Below are 15,783 nucleotides of genomic sequence, written 5' to 3'. Positions count from 1 at the left end.
CCTTGCGGTGTGGCCGGGGCGGGACGGGATGCCCCTCGCGCTCGGCCGTGGCGCGGTCTCCGGGACAGTGTACGGGCCGAGTCCGGACGGGCCGCGGCGCCCGTCCCGGAGGGGACGGGCGCCGCGGCGTCAGCAGGTCGTGGTCGACGTCGGCGGGGCGGTCAGTCCTCGCGCGCCTGGTAGGCCCGCTCCCCCTCGGAGGCGGAGACGTGATCCTGCGGGAGGGACTCGTCCAGGCGGATCACGCCGTAGCTCCAGCCCCGGCGGCGGTAGACCACGGAGGGCACGCCGGTCTCGGCGTTCTGGAAGAGGAAGAAGTCATGGCCCACCAGCTCCATCGCGTCGACGGCCTCGTCCACGCTCATGGGGGTCGCGGGGAACGCCTTCTGGCGGATGCGCACCGGGGTGCCCACCTCGGGGGCGTCCTGCTCGGCGGCCTCCTCCGCGGCCAGCGCGGCACCCGACGGCGGCAGCGGCGGCACGAATCCGACCTCGCCCGCGCCGCGGGAGGCGCCGAGCTTGCCGTGACGGCGGTCCTTGCGGCGGTCGCGCAGGCGCCGCAGGCGCTCGGCCAGTCGGGTGGCGGCCTGGTCGAAGGCGACCAGCTTGTCGTCCGCGTCGGCCTCGGCCCGCACGACGTCCCGCGGGCCACGGACCGTCAGTTCCACGCGGACCGTCTCGTCCGAGTGCTTGTGGTGGGAGGACTTCGTCACGCGGACCTCGAGCGTGTCGGCGCCCTCGGCGAGCGGCTGGAGGCGCTCGGTGCGCTCGACGACGTGGTCGCGGAAGCTCTCCGGGAGCCTGAGGTTGCGGGCGATGTAGCTGACATCCATGGTCATGGCGTCCTCCTGGTCCGACTCTCACGGGTCCGGCCTCGGGAGGGGAGGTGCGCCTCGGTGTCGCGTCCGCAGGGCGGCGGCGGGTCCGAGGGTGCGACCTCCTTCCAGCCGTCGGCAGGACGGGAACCGTAGGGGCGATTCCGTGCCGTTCACCCTACCCGGGGGCCTGGCCGGGGGCCAGGCTCGGCGGGGTCCCGCGGCGGGGCCACGGCCGCGAGCACGACGGCCCCGACGGGGTGCCCGCCGGCGCGGCGCACCGCCTCCGCGAGCGCGGCGAGGGTGGCGCCGGTGGTGAGGACGTCGTCCACGAGCAGGACGGGCGCGCCGGCCGGCAGCCGCCCGGCGGCGACGCGCCAGTCCCGGGCCCGCCGGCGGCGCTGGCCCGCCCCGGCGCCCGCGTGGGACGGGCCGCCGCCCCGGAGCGTGCTCGCGCGGGGCAGCAGGCGCGCACGGACGGCGTCGGAGACCAGCCACGGCGCCGGCAGCGCCCGGGTGAGCTCGGCGAGCGGGTCGTAGCCGCGCCGTCGGAATCCGACCGCGCCGCCCGGGACCGGGACGAGCAGGGCGTGCCGCGCCCCGGGCAGGTCCGGCTCGAGGCGCGCCGCGGCGACGGCCCGGCAGAGGGCCTCGCCCAGCACGCCGCGCAGGTGCAGCGCGTGATGGTCCTTGAACGCGAGCACGGCGGCCGCCAGCGGGTCTGCGTAGCGCCCGGCCGCCATCACCGGCAGGGGAGCGCCGCCGGGGCCCAAGGGTAAGGCCGGGGCGTCCTGCTCCGCCCGGAAGGGCCGGGACAGGACGGCGGTCAGTCCCTCCGCGCAGGCCGGGCAGAGCCGGTGGCCCGGCGCCGCGCACACCGCGCACTCGGCGGGCAGGACCAGGTCGGCCAGGGCCCGACCGAGGGTGCCGAACACCGACGGCGGGGACGGGGAGGACGGCGGGGAACGCATGCAACGAGTCCACCGCACGCCGCCGCCGTCCGGGCGCCGGGGCGAGCCGCTGTGCGGGCCGGGGCGGCTGTGCAGGAGTGGACGACGGGGCGGCGGGCGCGGGCTCGGCTCAGTCGGGGAACGAGAGGTCGCGCACCCCGCGGTCGAGCTCCTGCGCCCGCCACGAGGAGCCCACCAGCAGGAACACGAGCTCCTCCGTCTCCGCGTAGTAGGCGCCGTCGTCACCGGCGGAGATCCCCCGCAGACCGCCCAGCGGGTTGAGCTCCCGGACGGTGCCGTCGATCGAGACGATCCGCGGCACCACGCGCTCGTCGGGCTTCTCGGCGTACGCCGAGACGAGCAGGTTCGTGTCTCCGGCCCACTCCACCGAGTCCTCGGAGCCGGAGGAGGGCAGCAGGATCGGCTCGGTCAGGGCGTTCGGCACCCCGTCCGAGCCGCGCACGACGCCGGACACGCGCAGGGTGGTCCGCTGGCCGTCGTCGACGAGCATCGCGGCCCGGGCCCCGCTCCGGGCCAACCGCAGGTCGACGATCCGCTCGCCGGGGCGCAGCCAGGTGGCCGTCACGATGCGCTCCTGCCCGCCGGGCTGGGCCGAGACGGCGCGGATCCGCGAGGTCGTGCCCCGGTCGGCCGCCCACACCCAGCCCAGGAGGTCCAGCGACGGGACGGTGAGCCCGGTGCCGCGCAGCACCTCCCGCAGGGAGCCGTCCGTGCCGGCGACGTGGACCGCCGTCCGGTCACCGGTGACGAACGCGAATCGGCTGCGGTCGCCGGACATCGTCGGGCGGACCGGATCGAGCGCGGTGACGTCCGGAGCGCCGCCCACCGGCGTGACGCTGCTCCCCTGCACGTACACGAGTCCGCCCGTCGCCGCGTCGATGCCCACCTGGACCGATCTGACGGCGGGGTCGGTCTGGACCGGGGCGGGGCCGTCGTCTCCCGACGTGGACAGCTGGGCACCGGCGACGGTCACCTCGACCTCCTTGACCGACTGGAGGCCCCTCAGGGTCAGCTCCAGCTGCTCCCGCATGCGGTGCCGCCGCTCGGCGTCGGCCCCCTCGGCGGCCGCCTGGGTGAGGTCGACGTGGGCCACGCCGTCGTCGTCGACGGGCACCGTGGGCGCGGCCAGGTCGGTGCCGGTGCGCAGCGGGAAGGCCGTCTCCACCGCCCCGGCCAGATACGGTGCCGGCCCGCGCAGCAGCGCTCGCGTCACCGCGGTCACGGTGGTGCCCCGATTGACGAACCACCGCACGTCCGGCACGATATAGCGCTTCGCGGTGTCGTAGAAGGCGAGCTCGTGCGGCGCGAACAGCTGTCCGAACTGCGCCTGGGAGAGCAGCGTGCCGTTCTCCGTGGACGTGATCCGCATGCCCTGGGGCCGTTCCTGCACGGTGACCGCCCAGGCCCGTGTGGTCCCCGGCGGCGCGACGGTCCGCAGGCCGTACTCGTCGATCTCCGAGTCGACCTCGACCTGGATCTGGTAGTCCCCGTCGCCGTCGCCCCGGGTGATGCGCGGCTCCGCCGAGTACACGAGGGTGCGCTGCCCGGGCGTCCACTGGGTGGCCGCGGGGCCGTCGAGGAACTCGCGCGCCACCGCGTAGTCGTCCTGCGGGCTCGTGCCCGCGAGCAGGAAGCCCCGGATGGCCTCCTCCGCCGTGTCCGACTCGGCGGGTCCCGGCGGATGGAACTGCGGCGCGTCGGCGGCCGCGCTGGCCCCGTCGACCGGGTCGGCGCTGCGCACTTCGGAGCTCTGGGGGATCTGGGTGCAGCCGCTGAGGGCGAGCACCAGGGCGACGATCACCGCGACGACGGCGACACGCGGCGGGCGGGGCGGCTGCGGATCCACGGTGGTCATCGGGCCTCCTCTGCCGCATCCTCGCCGGTCCGGTCCCCGGCGGCCGGCCCGTCGGCGGGATCCCCCGGAGGGACCCTGCGCACCGGCCGGGTCGGTGCGGTCAGGGCCTGCTCGTCCTGGCGCGCGCACGGCGGGGCGTCCGCGGCCGTGGCGGCGACGTCCGCGACCCTGCCGACGGCGTCGGCGTCGGCGTCCGCCTCCTGCGGGACGGGTCGGGACAGGTCATCGGCGTACCGGCGGTCCGCCGTGCTGTAGCGGGGCGGGATGGGCAGCACGGAGCGGCCGATCGGTTCCGGGGCCTCCGCGCCCTGCGCGGCCGGGCGCGGCGCCCGCGGCAGGGTCACCATGAACGTGGACCCCTCCCCCAGCTCGCCCCACGCCTCGAGCCGGCCGCCGTGCAGCCGGGTGTCCTCGGTGGCGATCGCCAGACCCAGTCCGGACCCGCCGGTGGTGCGCTTGCGTGAGGGGTCGGCCCGCCAGAACCGGTCGAACACGCGCTGCACCTGCTCGGGGCTCATGCCGATGCCGTGGTCCACGACGGCGAACGTGACGGCCTCCTCGTCGGCCGCCACGAGCACGTCCACCGGCCGGCCCTCGGCGTGCTCGATCGCGTTGTTCACCAGGTTGCGCAGGATCCGTTCGATCCGCCGCGGGTCGACCCAGGCGACGTGGCCGTCGGCGCGGTCCCGGTCCATGGGCACCACGTACACGGGCACGCCGCTCTGATCGGCCAACGGCTGAGAGGTGAGCACGACGTCGCGGGCCAGCTCGAGCATGTCCGTGGCCTCGAGGGCTGGGGTGGCGGCGCCGGCGTCGAACCGGGTGATCTCCAGCAGGTCCGCGAGCATGGCCTGGAAGCGATCGACCTGGTGGTAGAGCAGCTCGGTCGAGCGTCGGTTGACCGGGTCGAAGTCCTCGCGCGAGCCGTACAGCACGTCGGCCGCCATCCGCACGGTCGTCAGCGGCGTGCGCAGCTCATGGGAGACGTCCGAGACGAACCGCTGCTGCATCTGGGACAGCTGGGCGAGCTGGCCGATCTGGTCCTGGATGCTGTCCGCCATCCGGTTGAAGGACATGCCCAGGCGGGCCATCTCGTCCTCACCGTCGACCGGCATCCGCACGGCCAGGTTGCCGCTCGAGAGGGACTCGGCCGCCCGGGCCGCCTGCTGCACGGGCAGGGTCACACGCCGCGAGACCCACCACGAGACCAGCACGTTGATCACCAGGAATCCGACGCCGAACACCAGCAGCACCCCGAGCACCGAGTCCAGCGAGCTCTGGACGTCCGCGAGGTCGTAGACGAGGTAGAGCCCGTAGGTGGCACCCGGGGGCAGCACCACCTGGGCGCCGAACACGAGGCCGGGCCGGGTGCCGCCGCCGGGGTCCGGCAGCGCCACGCTCGCGTCGTACACGCCCGGCCCGGAGGCGACCGCGTCCTGCAGCTCCTGGGGGATCACCGCGGGATCGAGACCGGCGGAGGAGATCGTCCCCACGTACGCGGACTCGGAGCCCGGCAGCGGGGCGAGGTGGTAGCGGCGGCGGATCGTCGTGCCCGAGTCCCCCTCGAGGGCACGCAGGGTCTGGGTCACCAGCACGTCCGTGCTCTGCGCGTCCGTGGCGGTGGTCTGCGCGAACGTCTCGCGCACCTGACTCAGGCCACGGCGGGCCTCGGCCTGGACCTGCTCGTAGCGGGCCTCGAAGAGGGCCTGGGTGATCTGCTGCGTCAGGAACGCGGCGACCACGAGGCCCGCGAGGATCGAGAGCAGGGCCGCGAGCACCGCCGTGCGCAGCCGCAGGGACCGACGCCACCGGCGGCGCAGCGCACGCCACGCGGGGCCGGGGACCCACGACCGTGGGCGGCCGGCGGCGGGCTCGACCGGCTCGGCGCCGGGCTCGGCCGCCGGGGCCGCGCTCAGACCCGGGCCGGACACCGTCATGCCCTCAGCCCTGGCCGGCCTTGTACCCGACGCCGCGGACGGTCAGCACGACGCACGGGTTCTCGGGATCCGGCTCGACCTTCGAGCGCAGGCGCTGGACGTGGACGTTCACGAGCCGGGTGTCGGCCTGGTGCCGGTACCCCCAGACCTCCTCCAGCAGCATCTCGCGGGTGAAGACGTGGCGCGGCCGCCGGGCGAGGGCCACGAGGAGGTCGAACTCCAGCGGGGTGAGGGCGATGCCGACGCCGCCGCGGGTGACCTCGTGGCCCGCCACGTCGATCTCGAGGTCCCCGATGTGCAGGACCTCCGCCGGCTTGGCCTCCCCCTCACGCAGGCGGGCCCGGACGCGGGCCACGAGCTCGGCCGGCTTGAACGGCTTGGGCACGTAGTCGTCCGCACCCGACTCGAGGCCGCGCACGACGTCCGCCGTGTCCGACTTGGCCGTGAGCATCACGATCGGCACGTCCGACTCGTCTCGGATGAGCCTGCAGACCTCGATGCCGTCGATGCCGGGGAGCATGAGGTCCAGCAGCACGAGATCGGGACGCTCGCGGTGGAACGCGGGCAGTGCGGAGGTGCCGTCCGCGGCGAACGCCGGCTCGAAGCCGTCGTTGCGCAGGACGATGCCGATCATCTCGGCCAGCGCCTCGTCGTCGTCCACCACCAGGATCTTGGCCTTGCCCATCCTGACCTCCTCGTCAGCGCTCCCCCCGGCGCCGCAGGCGGGACCGGCCCCGGGCACAGGAAATTTTCAGGATCAGCCCGATGATACCCGCCGGGCGGGCCCGTCCACGGCCGACGACGCCGGAGGTCGTCCCGGTCCGTCGGGGCGCCGGCTCAGCCGCGCAGCTCGGCGAGCCGTGCGGTCAGCTCCTCCGCGTCCCGCCGCAGAGTGTGGAGCACGACCGGGTCGTGCAGCCCCGCCGCCGTGAGGCCGACGTCGCCCACGCGTCCGGGGTCCACCCCCAGCCGTTCCCACGTGCGGACGACCTCGACCGGGCGCACGCCCGGTTCGGGGGCCAGGGTCAGCCCGCGCCCGATGTCGGCCCAGCCGGCCGCCGCCTCCCACGCCTCGCGGGTGCCGGGCGTGCCGTCCGCGCCGTCGTCGAGGGCGCCCACGCCCACCACGAGGGAGACCGGGGCCGGGGCGGGCGCGTCCGCGGCTGCGTCGGGCCTGGGCAGGGACTCTCCCGTCAGCGTTGACAGCGCGGCGGGCCCGGGCAGCTCGGCCCCCGGGGAGGCGGCGCGGCGGCCCGGTGCGAGCCACACCCGGGCGACGTCGGGCAGGGCGGTGAGCCCGTCGAGGGCGGCGCGCCACAGCCCGCGGGCCTCCTCGCGCGGCAGCGACCGGACGGTGCGGTACCCGCTCGCGGTGGGCAGGGTCCCGGCGAGGACGGCCGCCGCCCACGGCTCGTCGACGACGACGCCGAGGCGTCCCGCGCCGGTGGCCCTCCGGAGGCGGGGCAGGGCGTCCTGCAGTCCCTCGAGATAGGACTCGGCGACGTCGCGGCGCGCGCCGTGGTCGCCGAGCACGCGCTCTCCCCCGGGCAGCCAGAGGCAGGCGAGCAGGCTGAGCGGGCCGCGCACCCGCACGGCCAGACGTTCGACGACGGCGCCCTCGGCCCCCGCGGTGTCCGCCCAGCGGTGCGCGTCCTCGCGCCAGAGGGAGACGGCCCGGCGTCGGTCTCGGCCGGAGCCGGCGGCCCCGGGCGGGCTGACCCGCCAGCCGTGCGGCTGCAGGTCGACGGCCAGCTGCTGCAGGAGGGCGGCCGAGCGGCCGGTGGCGTCGGCGCCGGGTCCGCGATCGGGCAGCTCGGGGAGTACCGGCCAGTGGTCCGCGCCGAGTTCGCCGAGCGTGACGCGCTGCGCCTCGGCGACGTCGGTGCCGCGCCACGGCGTGCCGCCGAGGGCGACGGGGCCGGTGGCGCCGTCGTCGTGGGCGGCCTCAGTCATCCGCGTCCCCGGGGCTCTCCCCCGGCTCCGCCTCGGCGTCCGGCCGGCCCTCGGCCGCCAGCGCGCGGTGGTGGCGGATGACCTCGGCGATGATGAAGTTCAGGAACTTCTCGGCGAACGCGGGCTCGAGGTCCGCCTCGAGCGCGAGTCGGTGCAGCCGCGCGATCTGGGCGGCCTCACGCCCGGGGTCCGAGGGCGGCAGGTCGTGCCGGGCCTTGAGCGCGCCGACCCGCTGCGTGAACTTGAACCGCTCGGCCAGCAGGTAGACGAGCGAGGCGTCGATGTTGTCGATGCTGCCGCGGATCGCGAAGAGCTCGTCGAGGACCGCCGGGTCCGCGGTGCCGGGCAGCGAGCTGGCGTGGGGGTCGTAGTCCGGGCTCATGGCCGAAGCCTACGCATCCGCGGGGGCGGACAGCCGGGCATTGCGGGCGGTGTCGATGGTGGCCTGGCCGAGCACGCGGGTGCCCCGGTACAGGACGGCCGTCTGACCGGGAGCCACGCCGCGCAGGGGGCGCCCCGGCTCGATCTCCCACCCCGGATGCCCCGCCGCGTCCGCGCGCTGGCGGGCGCGGGCCTCGACGATCTCGCCGTGGGCCCGGAACTGCAGCGCACAGTCGAACCAGGCGCCCGTGCGGGCTTCGGGCACCGGGGCGCCGGCCCAGGACGGGCGGATGCCGGTGATGCGGTCGACGTCGAGCAGCTCGCGCCCGCCGACGACCACGGTGTTCTCCTTCGGCCGCACCTCGAGCACGAACCGGGGCTTGCCGTCGGGCGCGGGACGGCCGATGGCCAGGCCCTTGCGCTGGCCGACCGTGAACGCCTGGGCGCCCGCGTGGGTGCCGAGCTCCTGCCCCTCCGGGTCGACGATGGGGCCGGGGGCCAGGTCGATGCGCTCGGCGAGCCAGCCGCGGGTGTCGCCGTCGGGGATGAAGCAGATGTCGTGGGAGTCCGGCTTCGCCGCCACGGACAGGCCGCGCTCGGCCGCCTCGGCGCGCACGAGCTCCTTGGACGGCGTGTCCGCGAGCGGGAAGAGGCAGTGCGCGAGCTGATCCGCGGTCAGCACACCGAGCACGTAGGACTGGTCCTTCGCGTCGTCCGCGGCGCGGTGCAGCTCCAGCGAGCCGTCCGGACCGGGCCGCACGGCGGCGTAGTGGCCGGTGCAGACGGCGTCGAAGCCCAGCTCGAGGGCGCGCTCGAGCAGCGCCGCGAACTTGATGCGCTCGTTGCAGCGCATGCACGGGTTGGGCGTGCGGCCGGCCTCGTACTCGGCCACGAAGTCGTCCACGACGTCCTCCGCGAACCGCTCGGAGAAGTCCCACGTGTAGAAGGGGATGCCGAGCCGCTCGCACGCGCGCCACGCGTCCGAGGCGTCCTCGATGGTGCAGCAGCCGCGCGAGCCGGTGCGCAGGGTGCCGGGCATGCGGGACAGGGCCAGGTGGACGCCGACGACGTCGTGCCCGGCGTCCACGGCACGCGCCGCGGCGACGGCGGAGTCGACTCCCCCGGACATGGCGGCCAGGACCTTCACGGGCGGGCTCCTCTCTCGACGACGGACGGGCGGTCCAGTCTAGACGCCCGGCCCCAGCAGTGTCCGCAGCGCGTCGATGAGCGCGGCCGCCTCGGCCGGTGTCGTCGTCCGGCCGAGGGTGAACCGCTGGGTGGCCCGCGCGTCGGCCTCCGTCCGCCCCGGCAGGGCCGCGACCACGTGCGACGGCTCGGCCACCCCGGCGGTGCACGCCGACCCGGACGAGGTGTCCAGCCCGGCCATGTCGAAGGAGAACAGCAGCGCGTCCGCCGTCCGGCCCGGCACGGTGATGTGGACGTTGCCGGGCAGTCGGCGCGTCCCCGGCGACAGCGCCTGCCCCGTCGCCGGGTCGAGGTCTCGCGGCCCGGTCAGGCGCACCCCGTCCAGGGCGTCGACGGCGGCGATCACCTCGTCCCGCAGCCCGCCCAGGCGGGCGGCCTCGGCGGGCTGCTCCGCGACGGCCTCCGCCACGGCGGCCGCCAGCGCGGCGGCCAGGGCCACCGAGACCGTGCCCGAGCGCAGGCGGCGTTCCTGGCCGCCGCCGTGCACCACGGCCTCCAGCGTGACGTCCCGGCGCACGAGCAGGGCGCCGACACCCACGGGGGCGCCGACCTTGTGCCCCGAGACGGCCAGGGTCGCGGCCCCGGACGCGGCGAAGTCCACGGGCACCGCCCCGAGGGCCTGGACGGCGTCGGTGTGCAACGGGACCCCGTGGTCGGCCGCAAGCCGGGCGGCCTCGGCCACGGGCTGGACCGTGCCGATCTCGTTGTTGGCCCACATCAGCGTGGCCAGGGCGGTCCGCTCGGGCGCGGTCGCCAGCGCGGCCCCCCATGCGGCGAGGTCGACCCGCCCGTCGTCGTCGACCGGGACGAGCACCGGCTCGGCGCCCTCGTGCGCGGCGAGCCAGTCCACCACGTCGAGGACCGCGTGGTGCTCGATGCCGGTCAGCACGATCCGGGTGCGCTCCGGAGCGGCCGCGCGGCGGGCCCGGTACAGCCCCTGGATGGCGAGGTTGTCCGCCTCGGTGCCCCCGGACGTGAGGATCACCTCGGTGGGGTGCGCCCCGAGCGCCGCGGCGATGCGCTCCCGCGCCTCCTCGAGGCGCAGCTTGGCCCGGCGGCCGGAGGCGTGGAGGGAGGCCGGGTTGCCGGGCAGCGCGGCCGCCTCGGCCAGGGCCGCGAGCGCGGTGGGGCGCACCGTCGTGGTGGCGGCGTGGTCCAGGTGCACGCGGTCCGGGGTGGTCACCCGGCCAGTCTAGGAGCCGCGCCGGATGTGCCCCGGCTCAGTCCCGGGCGAGGAACCGCTCGACGTCGCGGGTCGGGCCCACCAGGAGGATCGTGTCCTCGGGCTCGAGCACGTAGTGACTCGGCGGGTAGAGCCACGTGCCGCGGCTGCGGACGGCGACCACGCGCATGCCCCGCTCCCCCGCGAGCCCGGTGGCTCGCAGGTCCCTGCCCAGCAGGCGCGACGGCGGCGTGGCCCGGACCATGGCCAGGCCCGGCTCGACCTCGACGAAGTCCTGGAAGGACGTGCTGACCAGGTGCGCCACGCGGCGGCCCATGTCCCGCTCCGGGTGGACCACGTGCTCCACGCCGAGCTGACGCAGGATCTCGCCGTGGCGGTCGTCATTGGCCTTGGCCCAGAGCTGGTGCGTCCCGAACCGCCGCATCAGCGAGACGGTGAGGATCGAGTCCGCGAGGTCGCCGCCGATGGCGACGACGACGTGGTCCATCTCGTGGACCGAGAGCTGGCGCATCGCCTCCTCGTCCGTGCTGTCCGCGCGGACGACGTGGGTCAGCCGGCCGTTGAGCGCCTGGACGGCCTCGGCATCGGCGTCGACCCCCAGCACGTGGCAGTCGGACTCCATGAGCTCGCGGGCGACCCCGGAGCCGAACCGGCCGAGCCCGAGGACGGCCACGGTGGGGCGGTCGCCCCGGCGGGGGGCGAACAGGGAACGGGTGAGATCAGCCAATGAGGGGTCTCTCCTTCGGGTACTCGAAGTGGCGGGTGCGGTCGGTCAGGGCCAGGCTGCCGGCGACGGTGGCGGGGCCGATGCGGCCGACGAACATGAGGAGCATCAGGATGCCCTGCGCGGCCGGCGGCAGCTGGGCGGTGATGCCGGTGGACAGGCCCACCGTGCTGAACGCGGACACGCACTCGAACAGGATCTGGTCGGTCGTGAACGAGGACAGGCCCATGAGCGCCATCGTGGCGACGGCGATCGCGGTCGCGGAGAGCATGATCACGGTGATCGCCTCGCGGTGCGTGGTCCGGGAGAGCCGGCGGCCGAACGCATGGACGGCGCCCTCCCCCCGGATCTCCGCGAGCACGATGAACAGCAGGACGCTCGCCGTCGTGATCTTCACGCCCGAGGCGGTGCCGGCGGGGCCGCCGCCGATGAACATGAGCACGTCGGTGGCGAAGAGCGTCACGGGGTGCATCTGCCCGTAGTCCAGGGTGTTGAAGCCGGCGGTGCGGGTCGTGACGGACTGGAAGAACGCCGCGAGCACGCGCGAGGCCGGGTCCAGACCGCCCAGGGTCCGCGGGTTGGACCACTCGAGGACGAGGTACATGAGCGTGCCGCCCACCAGCAGCACCGCGGTGCCCACGAGCACGAGCCGGACCGTGAGGTTCCACCGCTCGGGTCGGCGCAGGTCTCGCCGCAGGGTCAGCACGACCGGCAGGCCCAGGCCGCCCAAGATGATCGCCGCCGCGATCGGCAGGCAGATGAACGGGTCCGAGACGAAGCCCATGAGGTTGTCGCTGAACAGCGCGAACCCGGCGTTGTTGAATGCGGAGACCGCGTGGAAGACCCCCTGCCACAGTGCCTGGCCCGGGGACATTCCCGCGCCCAGCCAGAAGCGCAGGCTCAGCAGCAGCGCCACCGAGGCCTCGACGGCCGTGGAGTACAGGATCAGGGCCCGCAGCACCCGGGGCAGGTCCCCGATCCCCTCGGCCCGGGTGGAGGCCGCGGCGTCGAGGCGCTGGGTGAGGCCGAGCCGCCGGAGGATCACCAGCCCCAGCAGCGACGTGAACGTCATGACGCCCAGGCCACCGAGCTTGATGAGCGTGAGGATCACGAGCTGACCCAGGGGTGTCCAGAACGTCTGGGTGTCCACGACGCCGAGGCCCGTCACCGTGGTGGCGCTGGTCGCCGTGAACGCGGCCTCCAGCGGGGTGGGCGCGCGGCCCTGATACGAGGCGGGCAGCAGCAGTGCGCCGGTGCCCGTCACGATGGCGACGAGGAAGGACCCGACCACGAGCTGGGTCGGACGGATGCGGGGCCGACGCGGGCCGACCCGCGGCGACGAGGTAAATGTCACGGGAGGGAAACATAGTCCTTCCGGGGCGCACTGTCACCGTGCGGCGCCGGTGGTTGAATGGCCGGGTGCCGACCCCCTCCGTCCCGCTCGTCCACCCGGTGCACCGGTTCGCCCACCACGAGATCGACTTCCGCCGCCGGATCGTCACGATGGCCGTGGTCAACCGCACCCCGGACTCCTTCTACGACGACGGCGCCGGCGCCGTCCTGGAGGACGCCCTCGCCCAGGCCCACGCCGCGGCGGACGCCGGAGCCGAGTGGGTCGACGTCGGCGGCGTGCCGTTCGCGCCCGGGGCGGAGCTCGACCCGACCGAGGAGGCGGCGCGGGTGGTCCCCCTGATCGCGGCCCTGCGGAGCGGGGACGGGGCCGGGTCGTCCGAGGCATCGCGCCGGCTGATCCTCTCGGCGGACACGTTCCAGCCGGCCGTGGCCGAGGCGGCCCTGGCGGCGGGGGCGGACGTCGTCAACGACACCACGGGACTGTTCCACGCGGACCTGGGCCGGGTGGTGGCCGCCGCGGGCGCGCACCTCGTGGTCACCCACTCCCTCGCCCACGTGCGCGGACCCCGGGCCGTGGTCCCCCGGCCGACCTACGGCGACGTCGTCAGGGAGGTCCGCGACCACCTGCGGCGCACCGTCGACCGGGCCGTGGCGCTCGGCGTCCCCGAGGAGAGGATCATCGTGGACCCCGGCCACGATCTGAACAAGAACACCCGGCACACCCTCGAGATCACGCGGCGGCTGGACGAGATCGCCACCCTGGGGCTGCCCGTGCTGGCCGCGGTCTCGAACAAGGACTTCATCGGCGAGAGCCTGGACCGGCACCGGCACGAGCGCCTGCCCGGCTCGCTGGCCGCGGCCGCGGCCTGCGTGTACGGCGGCGCCCGGATCCTGCGCATGCACGACGCCGACGCCTCCGTCTCGGCGGCCCGCATGCTCGAGTGCGTGTTCGGGTGGCGTCAGCCGGCGCGCCTGGTCCACAACATGGGCGCGGAGAACCCGCCGCCGGACCGCAGCACCCTGGCCGGACACCGCGCCCACCGCGGGGGGCGGGCATGAGACGGCTGACCGAGACCGGCCCCGGCCTGGACGACGACGCCCTCCGCACCGCCCTCGCGGCCCCGGCGGCTGAGGACACCGGCCCCGGACCCTGGGTCCGCGTCGTGTTCATCGCCTCCGCCGACGGCGCGGCCACCCTGGACGGCCGTGCGGGCGGGCTCGGTTCCCCCGCGGACCAGCGGCTGCTCTCGCTGTCCCGGCACGACGCCGACGTCGTGCTCGTGGGGGCCGGGACCATCCGGGCCGAGGGCTACGAGGGTGCGCTGCTGTCCGAGGAGGACCGGCGTCGACGCGCGGAGGCCGGCGGGCCCGCGGACCCGCCCGTGGCCGTGGTCAGCGGCAGCCTGAACCTGGACCCGGCGTCCGCGTTCTTCACGGCCGCCCCGGTGCGCCCCTGGATCCTGACGTCCCGGGCCGCCCTCGCGGCCGAGCCGGAGCGGGCGGCGGCGCTGGCCGCGCGCGCGGACGTGCTGGCGGTCGGCGAGGAGCACGTGGACCCCCAGACCGTGGTGGCGACCCTGCACGCGCGCGGCGCCCGCGTCGTCCACTGCGAGGGCGGACCGCGCCTGTTCGGCAGCCTCGCGGCGGCCGGCCTCGTGGACGAGGTGCACCTCACCGTGGCGCCGCTGCTGGCCGGACCCGCCGCCGGCCGCGTCCTGACCGGCGAGGACGGCCCCGGCCTCCCCGCCCGGCTGCAGCTGGTCCAGGTGCTCCACGACGACGGCATGCTGTTCCTGCGCCTGCACCACGAGCGGCACGCCTCCCCCGGCCCGGACCCCACGCCGTGAGCGCGGCCGAGGAGCACCGCACCGCCTACGAGGTCCTGGGCGTGCCCCGCGACGCGACCGCCGAGGAGGTCCGGCGGGCCTACCGCCGCGCGGCCCGGGCCGCGCACCCCGACGTCGGCGGCGACCCCGCCGCCTTCCGGGCCGTGACGCGGGCGTGGGACCTCCTCGGCGACGCCGAGGCCCGGCGCCGATACGACCTCTCGCTGCCCGGCCCGGACGTCGGTCCCCGCGGCCCCCGCGCGACGGCCGGATCAGGGCGGGCGAGACCGTCGGGACGGTCCGGACCCGGCGGACGTGCCGCCCGCCCCGTGCGCTACGAGCCCCCGCCCGGCGAGGCGGAGGCGGACCCGACCGTGCTGGACCTGCCGCGATCGAGCCAACGCGTCCACGGGGCGCCGCGGCCGCGCGGGATCCTGCCGGACGAGCACCGGGTGCTGCGGCAGGCCCGCACCCTCGACGTGCTGCTGCGCCACGTGGCGGACGCGCTCCCGGCCGCCCGGGTCCTGACCGGGCTGCGGCTGGGCGGGCGCTGGGGACGGCACCTCGACGTGGACCACGCGGTGCTGTGCGGCCACCGCCTGGCGCTGATCGGCTCCGTCATGGTCCCGGAGGGGACCTACACCTGGGACGGGGCGGACCTGCGCTCCCGGGGCCGCCCCGTGGCCCCGCCGCTGCTCGGCCCCGCGATGATGGCGTGGCAGCAGGCCCTGCCCCAGGTCACCGTCGGCGGATTCGTGCACGTGATGACGGACCGCGACGCGCGGCACGCCCCCGTGATCCGCCACACGCGCGGCGCCGACGCGCCGGAGGCGCAGGCCGACCTGCTCACCGCCCCGCCCGCGCCCGGGATCGCGTTCGCGCGCGAGGTCGCGCTCTTCCTGGGCACCGGCACGGACCCGGATCTCGTGGACCGGCGCGCGCTCGGCGCGCTGGTCGGCCGGCTCCACTGAGGCACGTCCCCGCCCGGCGGCGCCCCACTAGGCTGGGCGCGTGCCCGACTCCCCCACCCCACCCCGACCGAACCCGCACGAGGGCGCCGACCGCGCCCCGGCGCCCGGCACCCCCGGCTTCCGGATCCTGCTGCTCACCCCGGAGATCCCCGGCAACACCGGCAACGCGATCCGGCTCGCCGCCCTCACGGGGGCCGAGCTGCACCTCGTGGAGCCGCTGGGCTTCGGGTTCGAGGACGCCCACCTGCGCCGCGCCGGCCTGGACTACCACGACCTCGCGGTGGTGACGGTGCACCCGGACCTCGACGCTGCGCTCGCGGCCCTCGCCCCCGCCCGTGTGCTGGCCTTCACCGCGCGCGGGTCCGTGCGGCACGACCGGGTCGCCTACCGGCCCGGCGACGTGCTGCTCTTCGGCCGCGAGTCCACCGGCCTGCCCGAGGAGGTGCTGACCGATCCGCGGGTCACCGAGACCGTCTGCCTGCCCATGCAGCCGGCCCGTCGGTCCCTGAACCTGGCGAACGCCGTCTCCATCGCCGTGTACGAGGCCTGGCGCCAGCACGACTTCGCCGGGTCCGCTGCCCGCCCCGATTCCCTAGACTGAGGCCACC

15 protein-coding genes are annotated in these 15,783 nt (G+C 76.0%); 4 read left to right on the top strand and 11 right to left on the bottom strand.

Translation table 11 applies throughout. The features are described 5' to 3' along the window. Window positions 1–161 precede the first annotated feature (161 nt). The 11 genes from hpf to ACUW6W_RS09845 all read right to left on the bottom strand — a co-directional run bounded on the left by hpf (window position 162) and on the right by ACUW6W_RS09845 (window position 12,379). Window positions 162–839 carry a ribosome hibernation-promoting factor, HPF/YfiA family gene (gene hpf, locus ACUW6W_RS09895; RefSeq protein ID WP_061873066.1) on the bottom strand — a complete coding sequence of 226 codons (678 nt, stop codon included), beginning with the start codon at window positions 837–839 and terminating at the stop codon, window positions 162–164. Between the two features lie 149 nt (window positions 840–988). Next, entirely contained in the window at window positions 989–1,786 is a 798-nt protein-coding gene (locus ACUW6W_RS09890) for a ComF family protein (protein ID WP_061873067.1), read from the bottom strand. Window positions 1,787–1,895: 109 nt separating this feature from the next. Then, complete coding sequence (locus ACUW6W_RS09885; protein ID WP_061873068.1) at window positions 1,896–3,641, bottom strand: LpqB family beta-propeller domain-containing protein; 1,746 nt, start codon at window positions 3,639–3,641, stop codon at window positions 1,896–1,898. Continuing rightward, complete coding sequence (mtrB, locus tag ACUW6W_RS09880) at window positions 3,638–5,578, bottom strand: MtrAB system histidine kinase MtrB (protein ID WP_078025576.1); 1,941 nt, start codon at window positions 5,576–5,578, stop codon at window positions 3,638–3,640. The genes ACUW6W_RS09885 and mtrB overlap by 4 nt, the downstream gene beginning before the upstream one ends. A gap of 4 nt (window positions 5,579–5,582) precedes the next feature. Continuing rightward, window positions 5,583–6,263 (bottom strand): MtrAB system response regulator MtrA, encoded by a 681-nt coding sequence (gene mtrA / locus ACUW6W_RS09875; protein ID WP_061867002.1) that lies wholly within the window; start codon window positions 6,261–6,263, stop codon window positions 5,583–5,585. 152 nt (window positions 6,264–6,415) lie between these two features. Further along, window positions 6,416–7,531, bottom strand: coding sequence for a hypothetical protein (locus ACUW6W_RS09870; protein WP_078025575.1), 1,116 nt, complete (start codon window positions 7,529–7,531; stop codon window positions 6,416–6,418). After that, complete coding sequence (locus ACUW6W_RS09865) at window positions 7,524–7,913, bottom strand: chorismate mutase (protein ID WP_060974202.1); 390 nt, start codon at window positions 7,911–7,913, stop codon at window positions 7,524–7,526. The genes ACUW6W_RS09870 and ACUW6W_RS09865 overlap by 8 nt, the downstream gene beginning before the upstream one ends. Before the next feature lie 9 nt (window positions 7,914–7,922). Continuing rightward, window positions 7,923–9,059 (bottom strand): tRNA 2-thiouridine(34) synthase MnmA, encoded by a 1,137-nt coding sequence (gene mnmA / locus ACUW6W_RS09860; protein WP_069942006.1) that lies wholly within the window; start codon window positions 9,057–9,059, stop codon window positions 7,923–7,925. A 39-nt stretch (window positions 9,060–9,098) separates the two neighbouring features. Further along, window positions 9,099–10,301: a cysteine desulfurase family protein gene (locus ACUW6W_RS09855; protein ID WP_078025574.1), complete on the bottom strand. Its 1,203-nt coding sequence runs from the start codon at window positions 10,299–10,301 to the stop codon at window positions 9,099–9,101. A 37-nt stretch (window positions 10,302–10,338) separates the two neighbouring features. Then, window positions 10,339–11,028, bottom strand: coding sequence for a potassium channel family protein (locus ACUW6W_RS09850; RefSeq protein WP_036315984.1), 690 nt, complete (start codon window positions 11,026–11,028; stop codon window positions 10,339–10,341). Then, on the bottom strand, window positions 11,021–12,379 hold the full coding sequence (locus ACUW6W_RS09845) for a TrkH family potassium uptake protein (protein WP_162833775.1): 1,359 nt from the start codon (window positions 12,377–12,379) through the stop codon (window positions 11,021–11,023). Before ACUW6W_RS09845 ends, ACUW6W_RS09850 begins: the two co-directional genes overlap by 8 nt. A gap of 65 nt (window positions 12,380–12,444) precedes the next feature. Between ACUW6W_RS09845 and folP the strand changes: the two genes are divergently transcribed. Genes folP through ACUW6W_RS09825 form a run of 4 tightly spaced genes read left to right on the top strand, consistent with a single transcriptional unit; the run spans window position 12,445 to window position 15,776 of the window. Beyond that, the gene (gene folP, locus ACUW6W_RS09840) at window positions 12,445–13,437 is read left to right on the top strand and encodes a dihydropteroate synthase (RefSeq protein ID WP_036315981.1); all 993 of its coding nucleotides are present in this window, start codon (window positions 12,445–12,447) and stop codon (window positions 13,435–13,437) included. After that, the gene (locus tag ACUW6W_RS09835) at window positions 13,434–14,225 is read left to right on the top strand and encodes a pyrimidine reductase family protein (protein WP_454180160.1); all 792 of its coding nucleotides are present in this window, start codon (window positions 13,434–13,436) and stop codon (window positions 14,223–14,225) included. The genes folP and ACUW6W_RS09835 overlap by 4 nt, the downstream gene beginning before the upstream one ends. Beyond that, window positions 14,222–15,175, top strand: a complete 954-nt coding sequence (locus ACUW6W_RS09830; RefSeq protein WP_063189526.1) for a J domain-containing protein — start codon at window positions 14,222–14,224, stop codon at window positions 15,173–15,175. Before ACUW6W_RS09835 ends, ACUW6W_RS09830 begins: the two co-directional genes overlap by 4 nt. A 40-nt stretch (window positions 15,176–15,215) precedes the next feature. Next, entirely contained in the window at window positions 15,216–15,776 is a 561-nt protein-coding gene (locus ACUW6W_RS09825; protein WP_044659766.1) for a tRNA (cytidine(34)-2'-O)-methyltransferase, read from the top strand. Window positions 15,777–15,783 lie beyond the last annotated feature (7 nt).

The organism is Micrococcus sp. 093350064-1, from assembly GCF_053627955.1.
Note: the sequence above shows the minus strand (reverse complement) of the source record. Positions and strands in the feature narration are given on the sequence as shown.